We start from the raw sequence: 26,425 nt of genomic DNA on the forward strand, positions 1-26,425 counted from the left end.
GCCGTTAGTTTTGGATTTAAACCTAGTTTCTCTTTACTCTATAGGTGGTGATTTTTATAATCGCAGCCTTTCTGTTTTTATCTTTCCCCTTTATATAGGCATTCCTCGTTATGGATCAGTTGACTGCAAAGCTTAAAAAGCTCGAAAAACAAAACTACCGTGCATATCAACAAATTAAAGGTCAATACGACTTTGCTGATTTTGAATTACACATCGACCACATTCAAGGTGACCCGTACGCGTCAGCCTCTCGTTTTCGTGCAACACGCGCGTGGTCGTTGACCGGGTTAGATTGGCTGAAAGAAAAATCTTACGAATACCAAGTAGCAGCTCGTGATTTTATTGCTCGCAGCTTTGCTGAGTTCGCAAAACAAGAAGCGACCGTTTCTATCGCATTAACGGGTCAAACAGTACTCGACAACACTGCAGTCGTGTTTACTGAGCACGGTATCGAAATTCGTTTCCGTATTAACCTGCCTGCTGATGGTCGTAGCATTCTTGCGAAGAAAGCAAACAACATCATCACATTCTACTTGCCGAAGTTTATCCGTCGCGCAACGCTTGAGCGTGAGCTAAACATAGACGCAATGATCAAGCACTGTGAAACAATCGAAGACCAAGAAGCGCTGCGTGCACAGCTAGATGAGCACAACCTATCGGCATTTGTGGCAAATGGCAGTGTATTACCACGTATCGCGGGTAACTGTGATCTTCCAATGAAAGATGCGGTTCCATTTACAGCGCCAGAGTCACTGAGCGTTACGTTAAACACGCCAAACCAAGGTGATGTAACAGGCTTGGGTATTCCTAAAGGGATTACATTAATCGTTGGTGGTGGTTTCCACGGTAAATCGACACTATTGAATGCGGTTGAACGCTCTATCTACAATCATATTCCTGGTGATGGCCGTGAAGGCATCGTGACTGCCATTGATACAATGAAGATTCGCGCTGAAGATGGCCGATGTGTGCACAGCTTAAATCTGTCAAACTACATCAATCATCTTCCAATGAAGAAAGATACCTCTGATTTCAGTACTCAAGATGCTTCGGGCTCTACTTCTCAAGCGGCTTGGCTACAAGAGTCGATTGAAGCCGGTGTTCAAACCCTATTGATTGACGAAGATACGTCAGCGACTAACTTCATGATCCGTGATGAGCGTATGCAGGCATTGGTTTCAAAAGGTGACGAGCCCATTACTCCGCTTGTTGACCGTATTGGCCAGCTACGTGATGAAATGGAAATCTCTACTATCGTCGTTATGGGTGGCTCGGGTGATTACCTAGATGTAGCAGACACCGTGATCCAAATGCACGACTACCAAGCGGTAGATGTGACAGATAAAGCAAAAGATGTTATTGCTCAGCACCCTACCCAACGTACTAACGAGTGCGAAACACCGTTGGAGATGTTTGTTCCTCGCTCACTGAACCGTGCTTCACTAATGAACATTCTTACTGATGGAAAGTTCCGCGTGAGTGCTAAAGGTAAGGAATCTCTGCGTTTTGGTAAAGAGTTTGCCGACCTTTCTGCTCTTGAGCAGCTAGAGTCAACTTCTGAAGTCAACGCGATTGGTTGGGCTTGGTTCCAGTTTGCACAAACGCCTGGTTGGTCAAATAATCCAGCAAAAGAGTTTAACGCGATTCTAGATAACGATTGGCACCAAAATATGCCTAACTACGGTGACCTAGCGAAACCAAGAACGTTGGATGTTATGGCTGCTCTTAACCGCATGCGCAAATCTCAGTTCAAGCCTTCGAACTAAGTTTTACTCAACTAAACACAACTTTTCGGCCCCACAAATGGGGCCGTTTTTATTTCTACTCGTCCTAGAAAGCGTTCTATCAAACCACAAATGTTAAGTAACGAACTTTGTGCACGATAAATAAGCTGGTTATCGCCCTTCACTTCCTTTCCCATAATTTATATAACTCTGGTTATCTTTGAGAAGCTCATAAAACATGACATTATTTTTACGAAGCTATGGTAAAGTCCGCCTAAACAAGTGTAACTAAATGTAACAGGCTAAGATTTGATGTACCACAAACGCGTAAAAATGCGTGATCATAAAAGTGAAGTAAACCTGTTTAGAAACCGTGTTATTGTCGCATTCATAGGTATTCTGCTTTTCACTCTCGTCTTAGTCGGTAACCTATACCGACTTCAAGTTCAAAACTTTGATAGCTACCAAACCCGCGCCGACGGGAACCGAATTAAAGTGCTCCCGATTGCCCCTACGCGAGGGTTAATTTACGACAGAAATGGTGTGTTGCTGGCTGAAAACAAACTGGTCTTTTCTCTCACCATGATCCCAGAGCAAACAAAAGATGTGGATGAGATGCTCAGCAAACTCAACGAGTACATCCCGCTGAATAAAGAACAAATTACGCGTTTTAAAAAGCGTTACCGCAATACCCGCCGCTTTAAGCCCGTTACCCTGTTAGAGAACCTGACGGAAAAAGAGATCGCAAAATTCTCGGTTCACCAATACTTGTTTCCAGGACTGACAATCGATACCAGCTTAAAGCGTTTCTACCCTAACGGTGAAGTACTGACCCATGTATTAGGCTACGTTGCACACATCAATGACAACGATTTAAGAAAACTGGAAGAACAAGGTAAAGAAGCGAATTATCAAGCGACGACTATCATTGGTAAGCTCGGCGTTGAGCGATACTATGAAGACATACTTCATGGACAAAAAGGCTATCAAGAGGTTGAGGTAAATAGCCGAGGCCGCATCGTCAGAACGATAAAGTACGTTCCGCCTGTTGCTGGTAAAGACATCGTACTCAACATTGATCTTGAACTGCAAAAGTATGTGTTCGAACAACTTGATCATCGCACTGGCAGTGCTGTTGTCCTAGACCCGAAAGACAACAGTGTTTTGGCTATGGCATCAAGCCCGAGTTACGACCCTAACCTATTCGTTGATGGCATTTCTAGCAAGAATTATCAAACACTTCTTAATGACCCTGCTCATCCATTGGTAAACAGAGCGACGTTAGGTGTTTATCCGCCCGCTTCTACTGTTAAGCCGTTTATCGCTGTTGCGGGCTTGGAAGAACATGTTATTTCTGAAAATACCATCCGTAATGACCACGGCGTATGGCGCATTCCTGGGTCTAAATCTAACTCTAAAGCCTGGCGCGACTGGAAGCGTTGGGGGCACGGTCCTGTTGATGTGACACAAGCGATTGAAGAGTCGGTCGATTCCTTTTTCTATCAAATGGCTTTCGACCTAGGCATCGACCGTATTAGCACGTGGATGAACCGTTTTGGTTTTGGTAAACCATCGGGCATCGACATCTACGAAGAGAGTAACGCCAACATGCCTACACGAGATTGGAAGATGATGCGCTACCGCACTCCTTGGTATCAAGGTGACACGGTACCGATCGGTATTGGACAAGGATACTGGACCTCGACTCCCTTACAACTTGCTAAAGCGACCTCTGTGTTAGTCAATCATGGCAAGGTGATGCCTCCGCATATCCTACGAGCAACACTCGATCACGGTGAAGACTTAGAGACTCAACTGCTAATAGAACCTAAACAAATGTCATCCATCGATGAAGTCCCAGACAAGATTTGGGATGTACCAATTAATGCGATGAGATTAGTGAACCACGGTAGTCGTGGTAGTGGTAGAAGAGCGTTTAAAGGAACAAAATACACGAGTGGTGGTAAATCTGGTACCTCTCAAGTATTTGGCTTAGCAAAAGATCAGGTGTACAACTCGAAAGAGTTAGAAAGGCACTTGCTTGATCACGCACTCTACACTGCTTTTGCTCCGTATGAACACCCGGATTACGTTGCAACTGTCGTTATTGAACATGGTAATGGTGGCTCTAAGGTCGGTGCTCCTTACATTCGTAAAGTGCTTGATTACGCATTCGAACATAAAAGCGGTGTGAGTAAAGACAACTCATAACTGACAAAACGTACAAAGCCCCACTCGTCTAAAGTGGGGCTTTGTCGTTCATAAACCACAATACATCTAACTGAGAACTTTAGCTTCGCAACACATGCCAAGCTTCACACAAGGTTTGAAATTGGGCGGTGTTACCCTCATCTCTATCTGGGTGCCAACGAAGCGCAAGCCTTCTCCACTGTTTACGTATTTCTTCCGGTGAAGCGTCTAGTGGTAACTCAAACAAGCTCAATGCTCGGTTTCGGTCCATGTCTGTTTCACTACCACCAACAAACTTCTTATAGCGGGTCCAAAACTCATTCAATAGTCGCTTAACTTCACCCTCTTCGGCTTCATAGTTCAACCAATCAATGTAGTACTCACGCAACGGGTCTTGGTGGTCAATAGCGTGTGTACTTCCGTGATATCGACCACACATTAGTTCTATCTCCATCGCTTGAACTTGCAGCCAATTATCTGGGTATAGCGTCTCTTGCAGTTGGTAAAGCGCGTTCATGATTAAGAAGTTCTTCTTGAATAACTCCTTCTCTGGAACCGGATCAAGGGCAGGAATAAAGCCGAGCTCGTTGAGATGCGTAGCCAAGGTGTGCACTTTCCACCCCGTCGGCTTTTGTTTGAGCACTTCCATGATTGGCCAAAGCAACGGGTTTTCCATTTGTGCTTGAAACTGGCAACTAATATTTTGATGACTCGATGAGTCTAGGTTGTCTGACATAATTAATTGAGCCCGCAGCCATATGCATGTGTGTATATAATTAATTGATAAGCGATCTGTCGTGGTTTGTCGAGTTTCAAACTAAATAAATTTCAACCAGTTATGTATTTACAAAGCAAAAAGGCCAGCATTATGCTGACCTTTAGTATACGAAAACAGACGAATTAGATAACGCCAAGCTCTCTTAGGCGCTCCATTAGGTACTCGTTTGCTGTGTACTTTTCAGAAAGAACCACTTCTGGTTTCGGGTGCAAGAAAAGTGGCAGTGAGATGCGAGACTTTTCTTGGCGTGCGCCAGTTGGGTTGATAACACGGTGAGTCGTCGATGGGAAGTAACCGCCAGATGCTTCTTGCAGCATGTCACCGATGTTGATGATCATGTTGCCGAAGTCACACGGTACATCTAGCCACTCGTCATTTTGAGACTTAACTTGTAGTCCAGGCTCGTTTGCCGCAGGTAGAACAGTAAGAAGGTTAATGTCTTCGTGTGCTGCAGCGCGGATTGCTCCTGGTTCTTCATCACCTTGCATTGGTGGGTAGTGAAGTACGCGAAGCAGAGTTTGTTCGCTACCGTTGATCATTTCTGATAGAGCGATAGAGAACTTCTCTTGCACTTCTTGAGGTGCGTGCGCTTCAACCCAACCTAATAGCTCTTGAGCAAAAGCATTAGCACGTTGGTAGTAGTCTAGAATCTGTTGTTTAAGCTGCTCAGGAATTTGACCCCAAGGATATACGTGGAAGTACTCTTTGATGTCTTTTACTGTGTGGCCCTTTGCAACTTCAGATACTGAAGGTGGAAAATATCCATCTTGTGTTTCAACATTGAAGTGGAAGTTTTCTTTCTCTTCAGAGATGAAGAATTGGTACCAGTTCTCGTAAATTGACTCAACAAGCTCTTTTGGGATTGGGTGATTTTTCAGTACGCCAAATCCAGTTTCACGTAAAGAGAGAACAAATTGTTCTGCTGCGTCGTTAGCAAGATAATCGACAGTTTCCAGTTTCATGACTTTCTTTCTTGTTATGTAGTGATACGGGGATTTTATGGTCCGCTTTGTTGTAAATCAAACTTTAGTGAAACTCTCGCAACCGTTTGTCTAGATACTGGGCGATAACGCTACTTTTCAACAAATTTGGTAATCAAAACCCAATTGAACGGTGTTCATTATTGTGTAACTATACATAAAACTTATATAGGATCTGATGATGACAATTACGCCACTTGCTCAAAATAGACCTCTACTTTCGCTCACTATTTTGTATCTCGTTGTTTTTCTTTTCTCAGCGTTTGCTCCCTCTTCGAGAGCTGTATGGGTTGCGGAAATCGTACCTGCATTAATGATTCTTATCGGTATTTGGTGGCTATCCACTAAATTAACATTTTCAAAAACCGCTTATGTTTTGATGTTCATTTGGTTGGCACTGCACACGATTGGCGCTAAGTACACTTTTGCGCAGGTACCGTTCGATTGGTTTAATCAGTTAATTGGCTCTGAGCGCAACAATTTTGACAGAGTCGCGCACTTTTCTATCGGGCTTTATGCCTACCCACTCACTGAATATCTTATTCGGAAGAAATTGGCTCAACCCGTGATTGCGTGCTTCTTTGCACTGTTTGCCATCATGAGTGTTGCGGCAGGTTATGAAATTATTGAGTGGTGGTATGCTGAAATCGCAGGTGGTGATGAAGGTATCGCTTTCCTTGGTTCACAAGGTGATATTTGGGATGCGCAAAAAGACATGCTATGTGATACGACCGGAGCTATCGTCTCACTGCTGCTTCTAAAGCTTCAAGGACGTACCAAAGTTTAGCCAAACACTTCGTTAACTCAGTTTATTCAAGACTCACTTTCAAATGCCACACGTGCTATACGATGTGGCATTTTTGTGTTTTAGCTTCAAGGCTATTTCATAGTGACCTTACCACCCACGAACTTAAATGCGGGTGTGCCTCGTACTAACGTATCTCGAGCAAACTCAATTCCACATTCAGGGCAAACGCACGGCTCTGTAGTAAAGTCTTCGACAATCCTTTCCTTAAAACATTTTACGAGCGCACCCTTACCGCCTTTTCGATATTTGAATAACTGTGTTTTGCATTTCGCACAAAATATTTGAACGGTTTTCGTGGGTTGCTTCTTGTTTGGTTTCGCCATAAAGGTAACGTGTTGATTCTTATTGTTTAAGTTTAGGCGCTACAAGCACTAAGCTTATGCCGACTAATATGATGGTTGATGAAATAACAAATTGCATGGTGACAGGCTCCGAGAGCAACAGTACGCCGCCGAGCGTCGCAATAACCGGAACCGAAAGCTGTGCGATTGATGCCACGACAGTATTGAGCTTCTTCACTACGTAGTACCACAAACTGTAACCAACCCCTGAAGCTAAAGAGCCAGACAATACGGCATAAATGAACCCTTGTTCAGACATCGAAATATCAAGAGCTGAACTTGGTACTACGAGCCATGGTGAGATAAACACCAAGACAATCAATGAACAGAACCCAAAGTTGGCCGTTGTTGACAGCAAAGCATTTGAAGATCGCTTTCCGGCCAAGGTATAAATACCCCACCCGATACCTGCCAATGACATTAGCGCAATTGAAACTAAATCAGGTGTATTGGTTGTGCTGGTCGGCATTAACAAATAAACAAGTCCTAAAACAGAGAGCAAACAACCCGCCCACTCAATCAAGGACATCTTATTACCTGAGATGAGATGAGCCGTAATCATGGTAAATTGTACCGCAACAAACAACACTAACGCGCCAAGCCCGGCTCCCAGTTCAAAATATGCAAACGAGAATCCGAACATATAAACGATCAATGGCACGACTGAGACTAGACTGAATTGAGATTTGAGCTTAGAAAATAGCGATGTAGGGCTAAGTTCAGCTGTGTTATTGCTATTGTGGGACGCTATACCTAGCAAAATCAATAGAGTAAACGCGCCAGATAAAATGCGTATAACAGAAAAACTCAAAGGATCGATGGTTTGATCCATCAATGCCCATCGACAAAGCACGGAATTTGCCGCAAAGGCCACCAGCGTAATTAATGTCACTAAGACGGTTTGCATTATTATTCCCTTGCTGAAACTATCCACGTACTAATCAACGTCAGGTTTAACCCAAACTTGGCTAAAATCGAACCAACCAAGCGCATTACACTTCGCGTTTTGTAAGGTACCGCACTGGTCTTTATTTACTCCTAACCAACAGTGGAACATAGGTATCAACTGGTTGCTTTGTACCAGTTGTTTACCAAGCTGCCTTGCCGGGAATTGTTCAAATTCACCTGAGCGCCAACGATCAATCATATGACACCATTGATCAAAGTCTTCTGCCGGGCTCGATTCATCAAGAAAACTGTAATCCATAAGCCAGCATGCCAACGCATCGTCTCTGTTATTTGCAATTCCCATAGGGTTAATCCAAATATCCACGTCATCCGCATGTGGTGGATCGGTTTCATAGCCGAAAAGCTCCACATCGACGTTATATTGCTTGAGTACCGTAACAATGGCCTTGGCAAGCGTAGGAAACATAGGGTGTTGGCATTGATATGCTAATTTAACTGCAGGCTTAGTATCGGCTGGTGGACATACTGGGACTTTTAACTTGATATCGTACCAACCTGGTTTGATGCCGTAAGCATGCAATACGCCCAAATCAATAACTGTCTCTTTGGGGATATGCACAAAAAGATCGGCAGCATTTAAAGCATTAGACAAAAACTCAGCCCATGCTGGGTCCTTCGCTATACCTTTCTTTCTATTGAGTAGTAGATAGGTACATCCCGGGTCTAGTTCTACCTCATCACTATCACCGCGATCAGCGATAACCGGCTTGGAAAGGCTTGGATAAACCATGGACGAATAGGCTTCATCCACGACCCATACCTCGACACGATCAATCAGCGGCCTAAAGCCAAAGTAGCCATTGAAAGCGGTTAATACGAGTTGTTTTTCGTCATTCTTTTCAATGCGATATGGACCAGTACCAATTGGACGAATATCGTAGTCCTCGCCACGTAAAATCATCGGCAACGTCACTTTTGCGACGGATTCTGTAAGCGCGAGTGGGAAGTATTTATCCGGGCGCGTTAGAAAGACATCAACGACGCAATTGGCCGGAGATGATACGTCTTTAATATGGGAGAACATATTAAGTGGCTCGAGTGCTAGCAGTGTATCAACGACGTGATTGGTCATGAGTGGCTCACCATTATGGAAGCGCACACCGGGTCTCAAGAAAAACCGCCATTGATAGTCACTGATTTGCTGCCAAGAGTGGGCAAGATCAGGCTGTAACTGGTCGTTTTCATCCAAGCGAGTCAAACCACTAAACACTTGGCAGGCTATGTGTTGCTCTGAACGACGCATCGACTTAGTCGGGTTAAGCATGGAGAGCGGACGATAATAAGGCAAACGGATAACCTGTTCGCCCTCTTGGTACTGAACGCCCAAGTAGTTTTGGATGACTTGAGTTAGCTTCGCGGCATTTTGATCAAGAACAGACAATGCCTGTCCAATCTTACCTTCTTCTAAGTAGCGTCTTGCCAAGTTTTCGCTAACGTCACAACGATTCTGCTTGAAGATGAGTTGGGATAACTTACCTCGACCAGCTGCAGGTAGCCACTCTACCCACCCCTCTTCTTCGAGTTTGTTGAGTACCATTCTAGCATTTCGACGGGTACAACAGAGCACATCTGTTATGTCATCAAGCTGAACATCAGAGTCTTTACCATCGAAGTATTCAAATAGGGTTTCGAATTGAACGCGAAGTCTAGGGCTACTCATAAAGAGGAAAACTTAATCAAGGGATATTGAATTCAGTTTCCTCATTTTATAAGAGAAAATCAATCTAACTGATAATGTTTTTACACAGAATTATCGAATTTAGGCAGGCCTACTCAAACATAGAGAAGTGACAAGCACCAAAAGTACTCAGACGCTCTAGAGTTACATGACATCACAGCCTATTTCGTTAGCAATATCTCGAAGTTGGTGATCGTCATCGAGTTTTATTGACCACTTACACTCAGAGCCATTTGCGGAGATGACATTTGCCCCTTTTCCGATCAGTTGAATGGCATCAACCTGTGCTTGTAGCGTGACTCTATGCTCACCATCTAAACGCACAACAAGCTCATGTGCTGTTGCAATGACTTTTCCACTTTTAAAGGTTATGACCATGGATTTCTCAAACTAGGATTATGGTTGGATAATGGCGTTAAAACCGGAGACCACAATGGGCCTAACAGTCTGACGAGTTATCGCTTGTGTTTTTTTACCGCAATGGTGAGACGACTTGTGCAAACTAAGCGTTGACGCTCGTCAGTGATGTTTATCTGCCATACTTGTGTCGATACGCCAAGGTGAATAGGCTCGGCGGTACCGATTACATGCCCTTCACGCATCGACCTTACATGATTCGCGTTGATATCGAGTCCGACACAGTAGTAGCCTTCTGGCACACAGAAATTTGCTGCTAATGAGCCTAGCGTTTCTGCAAGAACAACGGAAGCGCCACCATGAAGCATACCAAGTGGTTGGTGAGTGAAGTGACAAACGGGCATCGTTGCCACTAATGAATTGTCGTTTACCTCGGTATAAACAATGTTGAGGTGCTCAATTAAGGTATTCTTTGAGGTTGCGTTGAAGGTATCTAGGTCAACAGGCTTTTTCCAAATGGTCATGCAGGTTCCTTAATTATTGATATCGTTATCGCTTGAGCAGATTTCGCTATTGGTGTCTGTTCGAGTCTTACATCTAACAAGTTATCTTATAGCTATTAGCCATTATGCAAGTTGATGTTAACATGCATAAAAACCGAATACACAGAGGATATTTTATGATGTCATGGATGAAGTTTGCCTCGCTTCTCACACTCGCAGGCTTAACCGCGTGCAGCGCTTCCCCAACGGGAAGAAATCAATTGCTGCTCTTTTCAGACAAAGATATGTCTCAGCTTGGTGCACAATCTTTCGAACAGATGAAGAAAGAGCAACCTCTCAGTAAAGATGCAAAGACCAACGCTTATGTACAATGTGTAGCAAATAGCATTACTCAACATATCCCTAAGCAAGATTTCAGCGAATGGGAAGTGGTTGTTTTTGATAGTGACCAAGTCAACGCGTTTGCCTTACCTGGCGGTAAAATCGGTGTGTATACTGGGCTACTTAACGTAGCTGTAAATCAAGATCAACTAGCGACCGTTATAGGGCACGAAGTCGCACACGTTTTAGCTGATCACAGTAACGAACGTTTGTCCCAATCACAGATCGCCAATACAGGTTTATCGATTACGAGTGTTGCTTTGGGTTCATCTGAATACAAGCAATATCAAGGTGTAACCATGGCTGCGTTAGGTTTAGGTGTTCAGTATGGCGTGATTTTACCCTATGGTCGTACACAAGAGTCTGAGGCCGACATAGTTGGTTTAGAGTACATGGCACAAGCCGGTTTCGACCCAGGGCAGAGTGTCGACTTATGGCAAAACATGGCGAAAGCATCTGGCGGTAGCCAACCACCAGAATTACTATCGACACACCCTTCCCACAGTACTCGAATCAAAGATCTACAGTCCAAGATCACGACGTTGCCAAAATCAAAAGCCTCGAGGCCAAACTGCAAAGCCTAGTATCAATGCGAAGAGTACTCCCCATAGCAGAGCTCGACTTACACCTGATAAAAAAACGCCCTATCCAAATGGTTAGGGCGTTTTTCGTTTCGTCAGCTTCTGCGCTGACATTTACTGTATAACAAGGTACTAAGTACCAAGGATCTGTAACGGTAGGCTTAATAGCTGGTCTCCCGTAGATGCGAAATACCAAATAACGCCGATCAAACTAGACACTAGACCTACATACCAAAGGAAAGAAACTACTTGCCCATATCTATCTAGTGGTAATAAATGGCTATGGTGGCGCCCTCTCCATTCAAACAGGATTTCAACACTACCCATAATCAATAAGAAACCAAACAGAGTTAGATTTAGCTGATAGCTAAGAACAACTCCAGCAACCGCGGCTGCGACACACAGAACGATGCCGAGCACGCTGTTCATTGAAAAGCTAATACTTTTTAGAACATGACCGCCATCGAGAGGCAAAATTGGCAGCAAGTTGAATAAGTTGAGTAAGGCATTAAATACCGCAAGGCCAGCAAAGAACATTTCGCCTGTCACCCAATACAAAACGGTAAACACAAGCGACAATATCAGCCCAAACAAAGGCCCCATGATTGAGATAACGACATCTTGCCATCGTGTATTAATCTTTTCATCAGAGAGAGCTAAACCACCGAGGAAGGGGATAAGATAAATACCTTTTGTTTTCATACCAAAGTATTTCATGGCTCTAATATGTCCGTATTCATGGAACATCAAGCAAGCGATCAAAGCGAGAGCGAACTGGATAGAAAATAGCCACGAATATGCCGCTAAACTTGCAGATGCAAGTACTACTTTAATCAACTTAGCGCTCTTGAGCGCTTTCATTCCAAGTGATATTAACCCAATCAGGCTAAAGCGCTTTTCAGGTTTAGGTGCCACAACCGGAGTTTGCTGCTCGATGTCTTTAGTATTACGGCTTCCTTCGGTGACGACTTGTCCGTTAACCAGCGCCTTATAAGCCATCTCAAAAGGTTGCCACTGAACCATAGACTCAACGTGACACTGCAACGTTTCTTCGCCAGAACGAAGCAAAAATGTGTGTGTACGCACATCACCGTCTTCCGAAGTCGCATCTAATTGAGACACTAATGTGTTGTCCCAAAATAGCTGCTGCCATCCTGCCATCGATCCTTCTAAACGAAGCGGTTTACCAAGAAACTCTATCGCGAGTAATTCCAAACTATAAATTCCAATTAAATGACCATCAAAATGAGCCGATATTATGCCGATTTAGGGAATGTCGGTAAACAGAAACAAAATCGTTACATAGTGAGCTATTGAACACTATTTATACCGTAAAGGTGCATAAACACTCTGGTCACACCTCCAACCACAAATAAACCATTGATTGTATTTATGATATTGATGTTAAAGTGCCGCCCCTCAAAAATATAAGTTCACAAAATAACAACTCTTTCTTTGACTTTATATAAAACATGAATTTAACATGCTGTTTACATTGGAGCTTCAACACCAAAAATGCTCAGTGTGTTTTCAAACCATAATAACGAAATTCGATGCCCTAGGAGGGTCAAGGATGAAAACAATACAACGCTCTCTCATTTCACTTTCGGTGCTATTTGCATGTAATTCACTTGCCGCTGGTTTCCAAGTTGCTGAGCATTCTGCCTCAGGCCTTGGTCGCTCGTTTTCAGGTGAAGGTGCAGTAGCTGACAACGCGAGTGTATTAGCGAGAAACCCCGCCGCAATGACCCTATTTGATACTGCCCAATTTTCAGGCGCGGTTTCTATCGTCGATCCTGAGGTTAATGTTACTCAGACAAAAATTAATGATGATGCTTTCAATCAAAAGTCTTCCGATGTCGCTCCCCTACAAGTAGTACCAGCGGCTTACTATATAAGCCCAATTAATGAAAAGTGGGCGTGGGGTGTGGGTATGTTCACAAACTATGGCGTTGCGACTGATTACCCAGACGACATATATGGCGGCGATCTTGCCGGTGATACGTCTCTAGTGTCAGTAAACTTAAACCCCAATATTGCTTACAGAATCAATGATAGTTTTAGCGTTGGTGCAGGAGTCAACTTCGTTTATGCAGAAGCTGAGCTGAACAGGCATAAAGGCAGTCTTACTGCCGGTGGTTCACCTAGCGATAAACTCATTTCTATGACGGGGGAAACCTTCGCTTTTGGTTGGAATGTCGGTGCCTTGTATGAACTGAACCAGCACAACCGTTTTGGTTTTGGTTACCGGTCATCTGTAGAGCTAGATTTCGATGACGGTGAGTTCACAGATTACACGGGCTTGAAGATGGCGAATAGCGCACCAGGAAAAACAACCGGTCGTTTAGAAATCGAACTTCCTGATATTTTCGAACTGTCTGCTTTCCACCAACTTAATGATGCTTGGGCTATACACTATGGTTGGCAATTAACTAAATGGAGTAAGTTTGAGGAGCTAAAAGCGACGAGCTCTGATTGTAAAAACAATGAATGCTTCTTGAAGAAAGAGCATTACGAAGACAACCAGAGATGGTCTGTTGGTACAACTTATATGGTTAACTCAAATTGGATGCTACGTGCAGGTATGGCTTATGACGAACAAGCTGGCGAAGCAACATTAAGCATCCCTGATAGTGACCGTATGTGGTACTCAGCCGGTCTAACGTATTCTGTATCAGAAAATATGACTTTGGATGCCGCGTTCGCATTAGTACAAAGTAAAAGTGGCTCATTTACAGAAACCGATGCGTTAGGAAATAAGTTTACATTTGAAGCCGAGGGAGTTGCTTACCTTTCAGCGATTCAGCTTAACTACACCTTCAACTAACCGTACGGGATTATACACATGAACAACAAATTTTCTTTATCTCTCGTATGCTCGGCACTACTACTTGCTGGCTGTGGGGACAACAGTAAAAGCTCTGGTGATTCAACAGCTGCACCTTATTCAGACGCTATTAATCAATCGTTAGCTAGAAGTTCAAAGATTAGCTTCACGCTTTTAGGTAGTGAAGCGGATGTTCCTCTTCCCTCTTTCTTTTTGTTCGATACCAATGATCACACATTGAATATTCCATTAGATGCAAACTCCACTGGTCTACTGAATGATCCAAAAGTAGCAATGGGAGAAGTTGATGGTTGGAGTACTATCATGCCATTCACTATTAATGTGAACCTTCCAATTGATAGAACGCTGAAGAATGATGTCGTGATGAACGAGACGACACCGTTTAGCGCACACTTAAATGATGGTGTAAAATTGGCTAAGGTAGATGTAGACCTAAGCACAGGTGTCATGTCTAACTTTACCGCACTAACGGCTGGTGTTGACTACTTAGTGGTCTCTAGGGACTTCAAAACCATAAATATTTTACCGCTTAAAGGGTTAGACCCTAGCTCAGATTATATATACGCATTAACCGACTCAATTGTTGATAGCGCAGATGAGCCTCTCGGTACTTCTAGTTCTTATGCGGCGTTAAAAACGACTGATATTGATCAAGCAGGTTCACTCGATTTACCACAAAAAATTATCCATCAAGTAGAGGCGTTGTTTGCTGGCTATGGTGAAGTGTCAAGTTCAGACGAGATCATCTATTCATCTTGGTTTACGACTGCTTCTGCGGGTAACGTGATGCAAAAGACTAAAGCAGCTATTGCAACTTCAATTAACCCGGAAATAAAGCCAGACGGGGTATGGAAAGGCACTGCTAACCCTAACAACATTTCAAAAGATGACTTGAATAGCCTATACGCCATTGATGCCGATGATACTGGCGTTAATTTCGGTGATGCCGTAACAAACGATCCTCTATTTTCAAGTGCGTTTGGAACCGATAGCGCGGTTCTTTTGAAAGATAATTATGATGAGCTGCTGACTAAGGCTTCAAATCTAGACTCTATTGAAGTCTATCGTGGAACCGTAAAACTTCCTTATTTCCTAAGCGATCAAGTTGATGGCGATGCATGGAAAATGCAGCCATGGCGAAGTGGTATGCCTAGCATTTTCAAGATCCTTAACACTCTAAGTTCAGGTTCCGATGCTGATAAAGCTGCAATTTCTGAACAACTGATTGCATTAGGCTTTACGTCATTGCCGGATCAACTTTTGATTCCTCAATATCAGGCCTTACTGGTTGGCTCGGAATTGACGCTAGCTAATGGTAATCAACTAGACGCAGAGCGAATTCTTACACAATATAGTGCGGTTCCTCAAATTAGAGCAGTAAAAGAAGTACCTTTCATCATGTTCGTACCAAAAGGTATAGGTACTGACAACGTACCATTACTTCAGTACCAGCATGGGATTACAAACCTTAAAGAAAGCGCATATGCTTTAGCTCTGAGTCATATCAGCACTGCAGTGCAAACTGGCAAGACCCCGTATGCTTTAATAGCTATTGACCAACCTCTGCATGGTCAGCGAGGTCTATCTGAAGAAATCGTTACTACGCCATCCAACCCTACTGTTTTCATGAACCTAGAATATCTTCCTGTTGCGCGCGATAACATTCGTCAAGGTGCAATAGATGGAATGGGATTAAGATATGCAATGAATTATGTGGCGCCATCAGAAGCAGCATTTTCGACTGTGAATGAGGATAATGTGTCACTAATTGGTCATTCAATTGGCGCTATTACGGGTATCAGTTCATACGCTGTTGCAAATACTTCACTTAACAACCCAGTTGACCCAATGTTTAGCTATACAACAGCAACATTAGCAAACCCAGGGGGCGGCATTGCACCATTCCTACTCGAATCTGGAGAATTCGCTCCTGTCATTAAACATAGTGTCGTAGCGTCTTCCATAGAAGAGTATGCAATTTACTGGGAAACAAAATGTATCGCAGATAGACTGAAACCTGGAGACTGTTTTAACAAGTTCTATGGTGATGTCGCTAATAAATCTACAAAAAGTATTATTGATGAAACCTTGGCTTCTTTTACTTACGCAGCGCAGACAGTCCTAGATAATGTCGATCCTCTCAACATGGCATCTCAAGTTACCGGTTCAGTTTTAGGTATCCAAGCTAATGGTGATTCAACAATACCAAACCAAGTATCTACGACTCCGACGGCCGGCACTGAACCTCTATTTAAGAAATTAGGTTTAGTAAATAGTACGTCCGATACGTCGGGCACTCGTGTTGCTTCATACTTTGATGAGTCTTCAAACGCTAAACACTCTACGGTAATCACTCCGGGCTCAGCAGCTGAGGGTCTCGCTCATGCAGAAATGAGTTCGCAAATTGTTCAGTTTACCTTAACGAACGGTAATAGTGATGGTAGTTTATCCGTCACATCTGGCTTATTGGACGCAAGCAAATAAGTACGATTTAACATACCAAAGCCCAGTTTCGACTGGGCTTTTTCGTTTCTACGTGTTCAAACCCTCAGTTACTTCCTCTGCTATAGTTAAATCGCTGTCTTTATCGAACTCACTTGTTTGAAAAGGAAAACTCTATACGCGTATTGACTGTGATTGACACTGTATTACATCTTTCTGGCTAATATTTTATATCAGCACATCTCTAGAGTTAGAATTTTGTAGAATCTCGCTTTTAATTCTCCAATCCCCTTTAATTTTTCAGGATAAAGTGGATAATACCGCCACCAAAAACATTAATAATGTGAGTCCATTATGTCTTCTGAAGCTACTATGCTAGAACGCTGCCAATCTAAATGTGAACTATGTGGTTCTGATTCTTCTCTTACTGCATACGCAGTACCGCCACACAGCCACGTAACAGTGGATCACGGCATCATGGTATGTGACAAATGTCTTGGTGAGATTGACGAGCCTAAAGATATTAACCACTGGCGCTGCCTAACTGACAGCATGTGGAGTCAAGAAGCCCCTGTTCAAGTAACAGCATGGCGCCAACTAACTCGTCTTAACTCAGAGAGCTGGGCTCAAGACGCGCTAGATATGATGTACATGGAAGAAGAAACATCTGTTTGGGCTCAGATCGGCATGTCTGCTGATGACAAACCGCTTGATGTAAACGGCGTTGAATTGAAGAAAGGTGACGACGTAACAGTCATCAAAGACCTTCCAGTTAAAGGTACTAACCAAGTAATTAAGCAAGGTACTGTTATCCGCGGTATTAGCGTTGGTGACGACCCTAAGCTTGTTTCTGGTAAAACAAACGGCGGTCAATCAATGTACGTAATCGCTGAGTTCTGTCGTAAGAAGTAATCTCGCATTAAGTATCCGATAAAAATGAAAAGGCGCTCGATTGAGCGCCTTCCTTGTATCTACTATCTAACTATTTTCAATTTAGTTATTTTTCAGCCACACATCTTGGTTTTGTGCCGCTTTCTTCTTCTTTTTCTTCTTGCCTGTGCCAGCAGGCGGCGCAACAGGTTTAAGCGCTGCAATCAGTTCAGCTACCGCTTCTACATCGACTTCAAAGCCTTCGATTTGCTCACGCTCAAGACGAATCTTGTTCTTCTTCTCGATGATTTTGAAATGATGGTAGTCTTCGTGATCGATCAGAGATAGCGCTAAGCCAACCTCACCGGCACGACCACTTCGGCCAATACGGTGCATGTAATCTGATGGGCTACGCGGTAAATCAAAGTTGATAACAACTGGAAGTTTTTCGATATCCAGACCACGTGCTGCGATGTCTGTCGCGATCAAAACGTCGATCTCGCCAGATTTGAAATCTTCTAGGATACGAGTACGAGAACCCTGCCCTTTATCGCCGTGAAAGACTTCTGCAATAATACCGCGCTTATAAAGCTTGTCTGCTAGGTGTTCACAGCTGTTCTTTGCATTCACGAAGATCAGAGCTTGGCGCCATTCGTGTTGCTTGATTAAATGCGCTAATAGAGCGGTTTTACGACCTTTCTCTACTTCGAATACACGCTGAACCAGTGTACTTGCGTTCGCGCTTTGCAGTTGAACTTCTAGAGGGGCATTAAGTAGCTCTTCAGTTAGAGCTTGAACTTGCTCCGGGAAAGTTGCAGAGAACAACAGAGTTTGCTTCTTGTTTGGCAATAGCTTCAAGACAGCGCCTAGTTCTTCTGTAAAACCAAGGCTTAACATACGGTCGGCTTCATCAAGCACTAGTGTTTTCACTTTATCAAGCTTGATGGCGTTGCTTGAGATTAGGTCAAGCAGACGGCCTGGCGTCGCCACTAAGATATCCGTACCACCGCGTAACGCTTGCATCTGCGTGTTCACCGACACACCACCAAATACACAAACGGTCTTAATCGCGCCGTTAAAGTGAACAGCGTAAGACTTAACGCTGTCAGCAACTTGCTTCGCCAGTTCACGAGTAGGAACTAAGATAAGACCAGAAACGAAGTTACCTTTGCCCGAACGACGGTCTAAAGGTGCGCCTTCGTGGATCTGTTGTAACAGAGGAAGTGCAAATGCAGCGGTTTTACCAGAGCCAGTATTCGCGCCTGCAATTAAATCGCGTCCTGCTAACACACTAGGAATAACTTGCGCTTGGATGGGTGTTGGCTGTTGATATTCAAGCTCACTCAGGCGAGCCATCAGTGGAGAAATTAAGCCAAGATCAGAGAAGTTGGTTGGTGTCGTGGTGTTAGTCATTAATTGCAGGAACTCAAAGCTAAAATAATAGCGCGCTATATTAACGTACTTCAGCGCTATTACGTAACTAAATCGCCTCTTTCTCAGCAGTTACGGCAAATAAAACCAATTCACACTCTATGAAGAACGACAGCGCGACCAACTTTATCGTCTCCATAGGTTGTTTGCCGTAGATTTGCTTTACGCAGACCTAGTTTAACCACCCTGCTACCGTTTGTTCAGGTGCATACGAGTTGAGCTCTGTTAGCCACACTGCAATGGCATCGGGTTTGGCGACTAACGGCGTGAAATCCACATTAAATTGCCATTTCGATTCACCACGCTGGTAACCATCGTAAACTACGACAAAATCGTGCTCTAACTTCTTACCTCTGTTTTCACCAGCTTTAACACTCGTGACTTCATTCATCGCCAATAGAACGATATGAGCCACGTAGTCACCTTTACCTTCATAACTGACGCTGAAGGTCTCACCTTTATGAATTACCGTCAGCTTGGGATTATTTTGTTGTGGGAGTGAAGGCAATGTACGGTCGAGCCAGTTGAAGTAGCCACGCCACTCCTTACCGTCAACAACAAAACCCGGCCTATAGACCCCGCTTGTTACCCCGTATGCTTTGTATAGTCGTTGTTTCTGACTAAAGGCCGTACTCGCGAATTTATCTCCCCACCCTAAGTAATCCCAATAGTCGACGTGATACGCGAGAGGAATAACTTGTGTCCAAAGTGCTGGGTCGTCTTCAAATGTACTTAGATACGCATCTGCGGGAGGACAACTAGAACAACCTTCTGACGTGAACAGTTCAATAACCTTTGCTGGTTGCCCTTCGTGGCTCCAAGTTTGCGCTGCCGACACTGTAGAGTAAAAGCCGATCGGTAAGGCAAATAAGCAGAGTTTAATCAATCGTGAGTTGTATTTGGCGTGTGACATACCGTGATCCTTATAGAAGCTACTTATCTAAAGACCGCGGCACATAACTCTTTCTTTCAGAAACCAAGTTATTTAGATACAAAAACGCCAGCTTGAGGAGCTGGCGTTTTTAAATTCTTTATTTCTTTTATTCTATGCGTTTACGCTTAGATTAACGGTTAATACCGATATCGCGCTGCATGTGACCAGATAGGTCGCTTGCGTAGTAACTACGTGGAGAGTTGTCTACGAAAAGAATATCAAAAATGTGTGCAATCAATCCTTTGAAGTTAACCGAGTAGGTCTTCTTATCCATAGAGTTAAGAACAGCGATAGTATTCATTTGTACTGCTTGAGCCATGATTGCCTCTCTATAAATTTGTTTGTATGTTTCGTTCTGATGACAAGAATAATAAGTGATCTTTTGCAGGTTAAAAAATGACTAAATTTAGATTTTAAGATTAGTTTTTCTAATGAAACAAACCATTAACAAGCCCCCAAAATACCCATTCAGTAACGGTGAGTAATAATTCATTATAATGCTTAAATCATGCATTTAGTCTAAAAAGACCACAAACAAAAGTGGTCAATGTCACATAAAATTTACATAAATAAATTTCTTGCTTCATTGACCACGTGTTAGTTATCGAGTTTTCGATAAGTTATATTTGTTTTAATTTACTTGTCCAATAGCTGGCTTCTTTGCATAAATCGACGCTATAACCGCAATCGTCATGGTAGAAACCAATACCGCTAAAGACCAGTATGTCGGGATAGCCCACTCGCTATCAACCAATAGCATTTTCACACCAATGAACACCATGATGAATGAAAGTGCAGGCTTCAAGTAGATGAACTTGTCCATCATTCCTTGCAGTACAAAGTACAAAGAACGTAAGCCAAGCAATGCAAACACGTTAGCTGCAAGTACCAAGAATGGTTCTTGTGTTACCGCGAAGATCGCTGGGATAGAGTCCAAAGCGAACATTACGTCCATAACCGCTATCGCACCTATCACCAACATCATTGGTGTAAGCACCCATTTTGCACCTTGTTTGATCATCAATGCCGGGCCATGGAAATCTTCTGTCACTGGCATAATTTTGCGAAGTAGCTTTTCAGGTAGTGTATTCACACTCTCCTCTTCGCCCTTGTCTAATGCTAGTTTGATACCTGTACCAATCAGAAACGCAGCAAACACATAAAGCACCCAGTGGTATTCAGCGAGTAATTGCGCGCCTAACGCGATCATGATTGCACGTAACACCAATGCGCCAATAACACCCCAAAGAAGCGCACGAGGTCTTAGATGTTCAGGAACCTGGTATTGAGCAAAGATCATCGCGAATACAAACAGGTTGTCTACGCTCAATGATTTCTCTAGCAAATAACCCGTGATGAATGACACTGTCGCCTTTTGCGCGGTGTAATCACTATTTGGTGCGTACACATCCCAAAACAGGTAGATAGAACCTGCAAACAAGAATGCTAGCAAAAACCAAAAAACACTCCAGATCGCCGCTTTTCTGATTGTGACGTTACCACCGCGAGTCTGATAGATATCAATAGAGACGAGAATAACCGTCAGCAGGAAAAATCCCGCATACGTCGTCATGATTGGCGATGAAAAAAAGGATTCACTATTGGTAGATAATAGAGATTGAGTTGAGTTCATTATTCCTCCGGGCGGAAGAACTGTTCAAAGACCTTCCGCAAACAAAACATATCAAGCTCCACGACGGATCTTGATTGTGATTGCGTTGGTCTCGTTGAAGTGAAATATGGGATTTCACCTTTACGCACCGGATAGACACTTGGCCTAACGAGATGACGATACGTAAACTTGCGCTAACTACTCCCCAAACGCGTGGATAATATTCCGCAAACTTTGTTTCGTCTAGATAAATTTTCAGGAATTAATAAAAAAGGAGCAAAGCGCTCCTTTTTTATTTGCGCCCGTCTGTCAATAAGAGACTCGTATTGATTCCGACAATACCACTCATGGCGATAGCTTGCTCTGAAGCCTGCTAACAACACGTTAAATACCATTCGTTCAGTTATTGAGCCTCGTTAAGATGCTGAGCCTAGGTATGCTATATGCCCGCCATTGGAACGAGATATACCAATGCAGACCAAACAGAAACCCAGCCAACAACAGCGGCTGCATCCAACCAATCTTTCCTATTCATGCTTTGCCTCCACAGGAACTTGCCCTAGAAACTAAGCATAAACAGTGCCAATTTTATAAATGGTTCATTTTGCGAATGTTTACCTAAAACACTCCATGCAATTTAGTGGCTCTTTATATTTTAGTGACTCTGGATTGTCTTGTAAGAACGCAATAAAACAATCGGCCATCGAGTAAGTCGTTACGATACCGTCACCAATCATATCCAGTACAGCGTTGTAACCCTCTTTTCCTTTCATTGTGTAAGCCGAAGATACACCTCGGTAAATACGTTCACGGGAAACTGGCTGCCAACCTGACTCTTCTGAATGAATTTCCAAGTGATGGATACGATGCCCGATTGGCGCTTCTTTGTGGTAACAAAACCTTAAGTTATGGGTGTAAGGGAAACTCCCCGATCCTGTGCCTACCACACCGTTATCCAGTGCGTTATTGATGGCACCTTCCAACATACCAGCTATCGTTTCACCTCTGACTTCATACACGCCAATAGGTACGGCAAACGGTAGTAGCTTTCCGGCAATATCGGCAACCGAAACATCGCCGCTATTAAGGGAGTTCCTTACACCACCAGAGTTATGGATCGCAAAATCTACCTGATGTCCTTTTTGGTTCATTAAGTAGTGGAATGATTGAGCAACGAGCGGTGCAAGCTGGCTTGGCCCATTTTCATCAGGGATACGGACATGGCGTAACTTAGTGTCGGCATGCGCTACTACTTGCTGCTGAAGTTTACGGACTCTAGGCTGATACTTGTCTGTCAGAATACTCTGTAGCTCAGGATCTTTCTTACACACTGCGATGTTTGGGTGATTGTTCAAAAAATCACACGCCATATCATGTGCATCGTCTTGCCCTACTTCACTCAATTTCGCATCGATAAAGAGGCGTCGACCTAATAACAGTTCATTCTTGCCATTAAAGTGCGTCACTTTACCTTGAGCGTCGAACTCGATTTCGCAGTGGCCTAGGCTCATTGCGTGGAAGCCCGCTTGTACGACATAGGTATCACCCACTTTCACGCCATAGTCATCGTCTTTTACCAAGCCAATATCTGAGAAATCACCTTGCAAGCGGTGGCTATGACCGCCAACGATCACTCCAATGCCAGAGACATTTGCCGCGAGCTCTAAATCGGCTTCGTAACCAAGGTGACTGAGCAATACAATTTTATTGATACCTGCTTTGTGAATTTGCTCTATGGTTGCTTTCGCTGTTTCTAGGGCATTTTCAAATGGAGTATCTAAGTCTGGGTTGGCAATACTCGACATCTTATCGATGCTTAAGCCAAAAATAGCGACCTTCTGACCATCGAACTCTTTCGTTATGTAAGAAGCACTTCGTGTTTCGGGTTGATAAGGCTTAACAATGTCATTGTCTGCTAAGGTATGAGTTTTATTGATATCTTCATTCGACAAGTTCCAGTTACCGGCCAATAGCGGAAATTGGATTTTCTTTGCGAACATAGCAACGGGTTCATTACCCATGTCTAGTTCGTGATTGCCGAGAGTCATAGCGTCAATATTCAGTGCATTAAGCAGATCGGCGTTGGCTTTCCCCTTGAACAGAGAAAAGTACAGGGTCCCTTGAAAGCAGTCCCCAGCATGCAGGAACAGGGTTTCGACCTTTTGTCGTTGGGCATCTTGCTCTATTTGTTTAAAGCGTGTTGCGATTCGAGCGAAACCACCAGCACTGACATAAGGTTCAATGATGTGGTTGTTCATTTTAAGTGATAGCTGTAATGACGTTGGTTCAAAGTATGAGTGGGTATCGTTGATGTGTGCCAACACAATTTTTGTCGGCTTATTCTTTTTAGTCATATTGTCTTCTCTCTTTGTCCCTTCATACTAGGTCGGGAATCATGACAGAATCGTGAATTTTATGAAACTGCACTGCAAAAAAATACTCGATATAGATCAAAAACCTGATTTTACGGCGTATAAACAAAGAGTGGGTTTTGTGACAGACGAGCATTCCGATTATCTATTTTTCGATTATGATTAAAGATATCTGTTAGCTTTCAAACAATTAGCAGAGCCTTCCGTTAGGAGTAAGCCTATGCAACTAGAAAGAATCGAGATTTCTGGCTTTCGAGGTATCAAGCGCATGTCATTGGCGTTTGACGAGCTAACCACGCTTATTGGTGAAAATACTTGGGGTAAGTCTTCATTACTGGATGCCCTTTCCGTCGTTCTTCCTTCAGACGGTGTGCCATACCACTTTGAAATGACCGATTTTCATGTCGATTACTCAGTTTCACACCCGCAGTCTCAACACTTACAAATTGTCCTTTCGCTTAAAGCTAACGACAAGAGCGAATTGAATGCAGGCCGTTACCGCAAGCTCAAGCCCATCTGGGTCCAAGACGAATTTGGTGTTTATCGCATTTATTACCGAATCAGCGCGACGTTGGATCAATACGAAACCACCACCCACTATGCATTCTTGGGGTTAGATGGTAATCCTCTCAAACTGCACCATTCAGAAAAGCTTGCACAAGAATTGATGACCTTGCATCCGGTCATTCGCTTACGTGATGCAAGGCATTTTGATCGTCCTTTCAACGCTAAGTCGGTCACGCCAAACGGCAACGGAAATTCGAACAATGGCAATGGCAATGGCAATGGCACTAATGGTAACGCGCGCCAAGCCAGAATCGAAAAACGAATCGATAATACCTGCCGTCGTTTAATGGCGATTCCTGGTCATGTTAACAAAGGTGAAATGCGCAGTAGTTTACAGTCTATGCAAAGCTTGGTTGAACACTATTTCTCTTTCAAAAGTAATTCTCGCCGTAACCCAAGGAAACAGAGGGATGGATTGCTCTATTCTGCTGGTGCTAACGACCAGAGTATCCATCAGCTCGTAGAGGAAACCAATAATAAACAAACACGCCTATTGTTCATGGGTTTATTAAACGCTTATCTCCAAGCTAAAGGGCCAAACGAATTGAGGCGTTGTGCACGTCCACTTTTGATCTTAGAAGATCCCGAAGGTCGATTGCACCCTACTCACTTAGCAAGAGCTTGGAGCCTGATGCAAAAGCTGCCAATGCAGAAAATCCTCACGACCAATAGTGGTGAGTTGCTTGCCGCAGTTCCATTACAATCTATTCGCCGTTTGGTTCGTCAATCAGACAAAACCATCGCTAATCAATTGAACATGAATCACTTCAGTAAAGATGAACTAAGGAGAATTGGTTTTCATATTCGATTCCACCGCTCCGGTGCACTGTTCGCTCGATGTTGGTTGTTAGTCGAAGGGGAAACAGAGGTTTGGCTGTTTAACGAGTTGGCCAATCAATGCGGATATAACCTTGCAGCCGAAGGTGTACAGATCATTGAGTTTGCACAGTCTGGACTAAAAGCGCTAATTAAAGTCGCACAAGAGTTTGGAATTGATTGGCATGTAGTTACTGATGGTGATGCGGCAGGTAAAAAGTACGCCGCAACCGTTCATTCTAAGCTCGGTAACGACCAAGAGCGTCACCGCTTAACCGAGCTACCTGATAAAGACATCGAACACTATTTGTATATGAATGGGTTTGAAAGCTTTTTCAGGGACATGGTTAAGATCCCATATGACCACCCTATTCCACCGAAAAAAGTGGTGGCTAAAGTATTGAAGAAACATGCAAAACCTGACCTCGCTCTGGCGATTGTTTCGCATTGCGAAGATCGCGGCCAAGAATGTATCCCACTGCTGTTGAGGTGGACGTTGAAACGAGTGATCACTATGGCAAACGGGAATACCTAATCCTTTAGCTTTTCTGATAGACGGTATAAGTCCTTCTGCGAGTTCTCATAGCCGCCAAAAACAAAAAAGGCACACCAAATGGTGTGCCTGTATAAATTGATATACAAATTAATTGGGGGTTATCTTGCAAGAGTTCACAGTAACTAGAGCATCATTGCTTAACGTATTGGTTAGGCTTTTGCTTGCTTAGCGTGTTGTTCAACCACTTCCGAAGATTGAGTTGATTTTGCGTGAAGCCACAAGCCCGTTGCTTTCATTAAGTATCCAAACACGCCACCAAGCAGCAAAGAAGGCACAACCAGTTGCCAATCACCACCTGCAGCAAATGTCGCGCAGCAACCAATGAAGGTTCCTGGGATATATCCTAACCACGCTTGTTTTGCTTGAATACACATAAAGAAAGCGACAATAGCAGTAATTACATAGCCAAGAATCTCTAACCCAGCGAAGGTTGAGCTTTCGATGATTACCATCGCCCAGAATACGCCTGTCATGTTAGTTAATAAGCTTCCAGCCAACCCTTTAACACCGCCGGTTGGCGAAGCAAAATAGCTGGTGCAACCTAAGAAACCCGCCCATGACAATAAGCCAAAAGAGATAGCTATCCATCCCCAAAGACCTGACAAAATACCTGTTGTTAATGAAATCGCGACTAATGTACTCATACTATTTCTAAAGCCTAATTACGTTATTGAACGCAACCGGTTT

General features: G+C 43.5%; 22 protein-coding genes. 8 read left to right on the forward strand and 14 right to left on the reverse strand.

Annotated features, from left to right (window positions below):
* Window positions 1-110: 110 nt before the first annotated feature.
* On the forward strand, window positions 111-1,766 hold the full coding sequence (locus OCV52_RS16835; RefSeq protein WP_137407984.1) for an ABC-ATPase domain-containing protein: 1,656 nt from the start codon (window positions 111-113) through the stop codon (window positions 1,764-1,766).
* 270 nt (window positions 1,767-2,036) lie between these two features.
* Window positions 2,037-3,935 carry a penicillin-binding protein 2 gene (mrdA, locus tag OCV52_RS16840; RefSeq protein ID WP_137407985.1) on the forward strand — a complete coding sequence of 633 codons (1,899 nt, stop codon included), beginning with the start codon at window positions 2,037-2,039 and terminating at the stop codon, window positions 3,933-3,935.
* A 79-nt stretch (window positions 3,936-4,014) separates the two neighbouring features.
* Here mrdA and OCV52_RS16845 read toward each other — a convergent pair whose 3' ends face one another.
* Both OCV52_RS16845 and OCV52_RS16850 read right to left on the reverse strand, forming a co-directional pair.
* On the reverse strand, window positions 4,015-4,650 hold the full coding sequence (locus tag OCV52_RS16845; RefSeq protein ID WP_137407986.1) for a DNA-J related domain-containing protein: 636 nt from the start codon (window positions 4,648-4,650) through the stop codon (window positions 4,015-4,017).
* A gap of 164 nt (window positions 4,651-4,814) precedes the next feature.
* Window positions 4,815-5,654, reverse strand: a complete 840-nt coding sequence (locus OCV52_RS16850) for an isopenicillin N synthase family dioxygenase (protein WP_137407987.1) — start codon at window positions 5,652-5,654, stop codon at window positions 4,815-4,817.
* A gap of 199 nt (window positions 5,655-5,853) precedes the next feature.
* Between OCV52_RS16850 and OCV52_RS16855 the strand changes: the two genes are divergently transcribed.
* Window positions 5,854-6,459 carry a DUF2238 domain-containing protein gene (locus tag OCV52_RS16855; RefSeq protein WP_137408013.1) on the forward strand — a complete coding sequence of 202 codons (606 nt, stop codon included), beginning with the start codon at window positions 5,854-5,856 and terminating at the stop codon, window positions 6,457-6,459.
* Window positions 6,460-6,551: 92 nt separating this feature from the next.
* Here OCV52_RS16855 and OCV52_RS16860 read toward each other — a convergent pair whose 3' ends face one another.
* The 5 genes from OCV52_RS16860 to OCV52_RS16880 form a co-directional block, all read right to left on the reverse strand.
* The gene (locus OCV52_RS16860) at window positions 6,552-6,803 is read right to left on the reverse strand and encodes a hypothetical protein (RefSeq protein ID WP_008221456.1); all 252 of its coding nucleotides are present in this window, start codon (window positions 6,801-6,803) and stop codon (window positions 6,552-6,554) included.
* Between the two features lie 19 nt (window positions 6,804-6,822).
* Window positions 6,823-7,728: a DMT family transporter gene (locus OCV52_RS16865; protein WP_137407988.1), complete on the reverse strand. Its 906-nt coding sequence runs from the start codon at window positions 7,726-7,728 to the stop codon at window positions 6,823-6,825.
* Between the two features lie 30 nt (window positions 7,729-7,758).
* Window positions 7,759-9,450, reverse strand: a complete 1,692-nt coding sequence (locus tag OCV52_RS16870; RefSeq protein WP_137407989.1) for an SgrR family transcriptional regulator — start codon at window positions 9,448-9,450, stop codon at window positions 7,759-7,761.
* Window positions 9,451-9,612: 162 nt separating this feature from the next.
* Entirely contained in the window at window positions 9,613-9,846 is a 234-nt protein-coding gene (locus tag OCV52_RS16875) for a DUF3389 domain-containing protein (protein WP_137407990.1), read from the reverse strand.
* Window positions 9,847-9,923: 77 nt separating this feature from the next.
* Window positions 9,924-10,349: a hotdog fold thioesterase gene (locus tag OCV52_RS16880; protein ID WP_004738033.1), complete on the reverse strand. Its 426-nt coding sequence runs from the start codon at window positions 10,347-10,349 to the stop codon at window positions 9,924-9,926.
* A gap of 155 nt (window positions 10,350-10,504) precedes the next feature.
* Here OCV52_RS16880 and OCV52_RS16885 point away from each other — a divergent pair, with 155 nt between their 5' ends.
* Window positions 10,505-11,293 (forward strand): M48 family metallopeptidase, encoded by a 789-nt coding sequence (locus OCV52_RS16885; RefSeq protein WP_137407991.1) that lies wholly within the window; start codon window positions 10,505-10,507, stop codon window positions 11,291-11,293.
* A gap of 129 nt (window positions 11,294-11,422) precedes the next feature.
* Here the strand turns inward: OCV52_RS16885 and OCV52_RS16890 are convergent, their stop codons facing one another.
* Entirely contained in the window at window positions 11,423-12,505 is a 1,083-nt protein-coding gene (locus tag OCV52_RS16890; RefSeq protein ID WP_137407992.1) for a site-2 protease family protein, read from the reverse strand.
* 358 nt (window positions 12,506-12,863) lie between these two features.
* On the opposite strand from OCV52_RS16890, the gene OCV52_RS16895 reads away from it, so the two are divergent.
* The 3 genes from OCV52_RS16895 to OCV52_RS16905 all read left to right on the forward strand — a co-directional run bounded on the left by OCV52_RS16895 (window position 12,864) and on the right by OCV52_RS16905 (window position 17,492).
* Entirely contained in the window at window positions 12,864-14,117 is a 1,254-nt protein-coding gene (locus OCV52_RS16895; RefSeq protein ID WP_137407993.1) for an outer membrane protein transport protein, read from the forward strand.
* A gap of 18 nt (window positions 14,118-14,135) precedes the next feature.
* Window positions 14,136-16,622 carry a VolA/Pla-1 family phospholipase gene (locus OCV52_RS16900; RefSeq protein ID WP_137407994.1) on the forward strand — a complete coding sequence of 829 codons (2,487 nt, stop codon included), beginning with the start codon at window positions 14,136-14,138 and terminating at the stop codon, window positions 16,620-16,622.
* A 312-nt stretch (window positions 16,623-16,934) separates the two neighbouring features.
* Window positions 16,935-17,492, forward strand: a complete 558-nt coding sequence (locus OCV52_RS16905) for a PhnA domain-containing protein (RefSeq protein ID WP_063521976.1) — start codon at window positions 16,935-16,937, stop codon at window positions 17,490-17,492.
* Window positions 17,493-17,573: 81 nt separating this feature from the next.
* Here the strand turns inward: OCV52_RS16905 and OCV52_RS16910 are convergent, their stop codons facing one another.
* The 5 genes from OCV52_RS16910 to OCV52_RS16930 form a co-directional block, all read right to left on the reverse strand.
* Window positions 17,574-18,863 (reverse strand): DEAD/DEAH box helicase, encoded by a 1,290-nt coding sequence (locus OCV52_RS16910; protein ID WP_137407995.1) that lies wholly within the window; start codon window positions 18,861-18,863, stop codon window positions 17,574-17,576.
* Between the two features lie 190 nt (window positions 18,864-19,053).
* Complete coding sequence (locus OCV52_RS16915; protein WP_137407996.1) at window positions 19,054-19,794, reverse strand: DUF1223 domain-containing protein; 741 nt, start codon at window positions 19,792-19,794, stop codon at window positions 19,054-19,056.
* Between the two features lie 151 nt (window positions 19,795-19,945).
* Window positions 19,946-20,134, reverse strand: a complete 189-nt coding sequence (locus OCV52_RS16920; RefSeq protein WP_004738060.1) for a hypothetical protein — start codon at window positions 20,132-20,134, stop codon at window positions 19,946-19,948.
* A gap of 312 nt (window positions 20,135-20,446) precedes the next feature.
* A complete protein-coding gene (locus OCV52_RS16925; protein WP_137407997.1) occupies window positions 20,447-21,448 on the reverse strand; it encodes a TerC/Alx family metal homeostasis membrane protein in 1,002 nt (333 codons plus the stop codon).
* A 593-nt stretch (window positions 21,449-22,041) separates the two neighbouring features.
* Window positions 22,042-23,781 (reverse strand): bifunctional metallophosphatase/5'-nucleotidase, encoded by a 1,740-nt coding sequence (locus tag OCV52_RS16930; protein WP_137407998.1) that lies wholly within the window; start codon window positions 23,779-23,781, stop codon window positions 22,042-22,044.
* 238 nt (window positions 23,782-24,019) lie between these two features.
* On the opposite strand from OCV52_RS16930, the gene OCV52_RS16935 reads away from it, so the two are divergent.
* Entirely contained in the window at window positions 24,020-25,717 is a 1,698-nt protein-coding gene (locus tag OCV52_RS16935) for an ATP-dependent endonuclease (RefSeq protein ID WP_137407999.1), read from the forward strand.
* 170 nt (window positions 25,718-25,887) lie between these two features.
* Here the strand turns inward: OCV52_RS16935 and OCV52_RS16940 are convergent, their stop codons facing one another.
* Window positions 25,888-26,382, reverse strand: coding sequence for a DUF1097 domain-containing protein (locus tag OCV52_RS16940; protein ID WP_004738068.1), 495 nt, complete (start codon window positions 26,380-26,382; stop codon window positions 25,888-25,890).
* Between the last annotated feature and the right edge of the window lie 43 nt (window positions 26,383-26,425).

Origin of the sequence: Vibrio chagasii (genome assembly GCF_024347355.1) — a bacterium.
Classification (GTDB): Bacteria; Pseudomonadota; Gammaproteobacteria; order Enterobacterales; family Vibrionaceae; genus Vibrio; species Vibrio chagasii.

Bases quoted from the DNA above. Each gene is read 5' to 3' on its own strand.
- OCV52_RS16940 (WP_004738068.1), bottom strand. From the start codon at position 26,382: ATGAGTACATTAGTCGCGATTTCATTAACAACAGGTATTTTGTCAGGT.
- OCV52_RS16850 (WP_137407987.1), bottom strand. From the start codon at position 5,654: ATGAAACTGGAAACTGTCGATTATCTTGCTAACGACGCAGCAGAACAA.
- OCV52_RS16910 (WP_137407995.1), bottom strand. From the start codon at position 18,863: ATGACTAACACCACGACACCAACCAACTTCTCTGATCTTGGCTTAATT.
- OCV52_RS16895 (WP_137407993.1), top strand. From the start codon at position 12,864: ATGAAAACAATACAACGCTCTCTCATTTCACTTTCGGTGCTATTTGCA.
- OCV52_RS16935 (WP_137407999.1), top strand. From the start codon at position 24,020: ATGCAACTAGAAAGAATCGAGATTTCTGGCTTTCGAGGTATCAAGCGC.
- OCV52_RS16915 (WP_137407996.1), bottom strand. From the start codon at position 19,794: ATGTCACACGCCAAATACAACTCACGATTGATTAAACTCTGCTTATTT.
- mrdA (WP_137407985.1), top strand. From the start codon at position 2,037: ATGTACCACAAACGCGTAAAAATGCGTGATCATAAAAGTGAAGTAAAC.
- OCV52_RS16920 (WP_004738060.1), bottom strand. From the start codon at position 20,134: ATGGCTCAAGCAGTACAAATGAATACTATCGCTGTTCTTAACTCTATG.
- OCV52_RS16930 (WP_137407998.1), bottom strand. From the start codon at position 23,781: ATGACTAAAAAGAATAAGCCGACAAAAATTGTGTTGGCACACATCAAC.
- OCV52_RS16845 (WP_137407986.1), bottom strand. From the start codon at position 4,650: ATGTCAGACAACCTAGACTCATCGAGTCATCAAAATATTAGTTGCCAG.
- OCV52_RS16885 (WP_137407991.1), top strand. From the start codon at position 10,505: ATGATGTCATGGATGAAGTTTGCCTCGCTTCTCACACTCGCAGGCTTA.
- OCV52_RS16860 (WP_008221456.1), bottom strand. From the start codon at position 6,803: ATGGCGAAACCAAACAAGAAGCAACCCACGAAAACCGTTCAAATATTT.
- OCV52_RS16880 (WP_004738033.1), bottom strand. From the start codon at position 10,349: ATGACCATTTGGAAAAAGCCTGTTGACCTAGATACCTTCAACGCAACC.
- OCV52_RS16925 (WP_137407997.1), bottom strand. From the start codon at position 21,448: ATGAACTCAACTCAATCTCTATTATCTACCAATAGTGAATCCTTTTTT.
- OCV52_RS16905 (WP_063521976.1), top strand. From the start codon at position 16,935: ATGTCTTCTGAAGCTACTATGCTAGAACGCTGCCAATCTAAATGTGAA.
- OCV52_RS16855 (WP_137408013.1), top strand. From the start codon at position 5,854: ATGACAATTACGCCACTTGCTCAAAATAGACCTCTACTTTCGCTCACT.
- OCV52_RS16875 (WP_137407990.1), bottom strand. From the start codon at position 9,846: ATGGTCATAACCTTTAAAAGTGGAAAAGTCATTGCAACAGCACATGAG.
- OCV52_RS16835 (WP_137407984.1), top strand. From the start codon at position 111: ATGGATCAGTTGACTGCAAAGCTTAAAAAGCTCGAAAAACAAAACTAC.
- OCV52_RS16865 (WP_137407988.1), bottom strand. From the start codon at position 7,728: ATGCAAACCGTCTTAGTGACATTAATTACGCTGGTGGCCTTTGCGGCA.
- OCV52_RS16870 (WP_137407989.1), bottom strand. From the start codon at position 9,450: ATGAGTAGCCCTAGACTTCGCGTTCAATTCGAAACCCTATTTGAATAC.
- OCV52_RS16900 (WP_137407994.1), top strand. From the start codon at position 14,136: ATGAACAACAAATTTTCTTTATCTCTCGTATGCTCGGCACTACTACTT.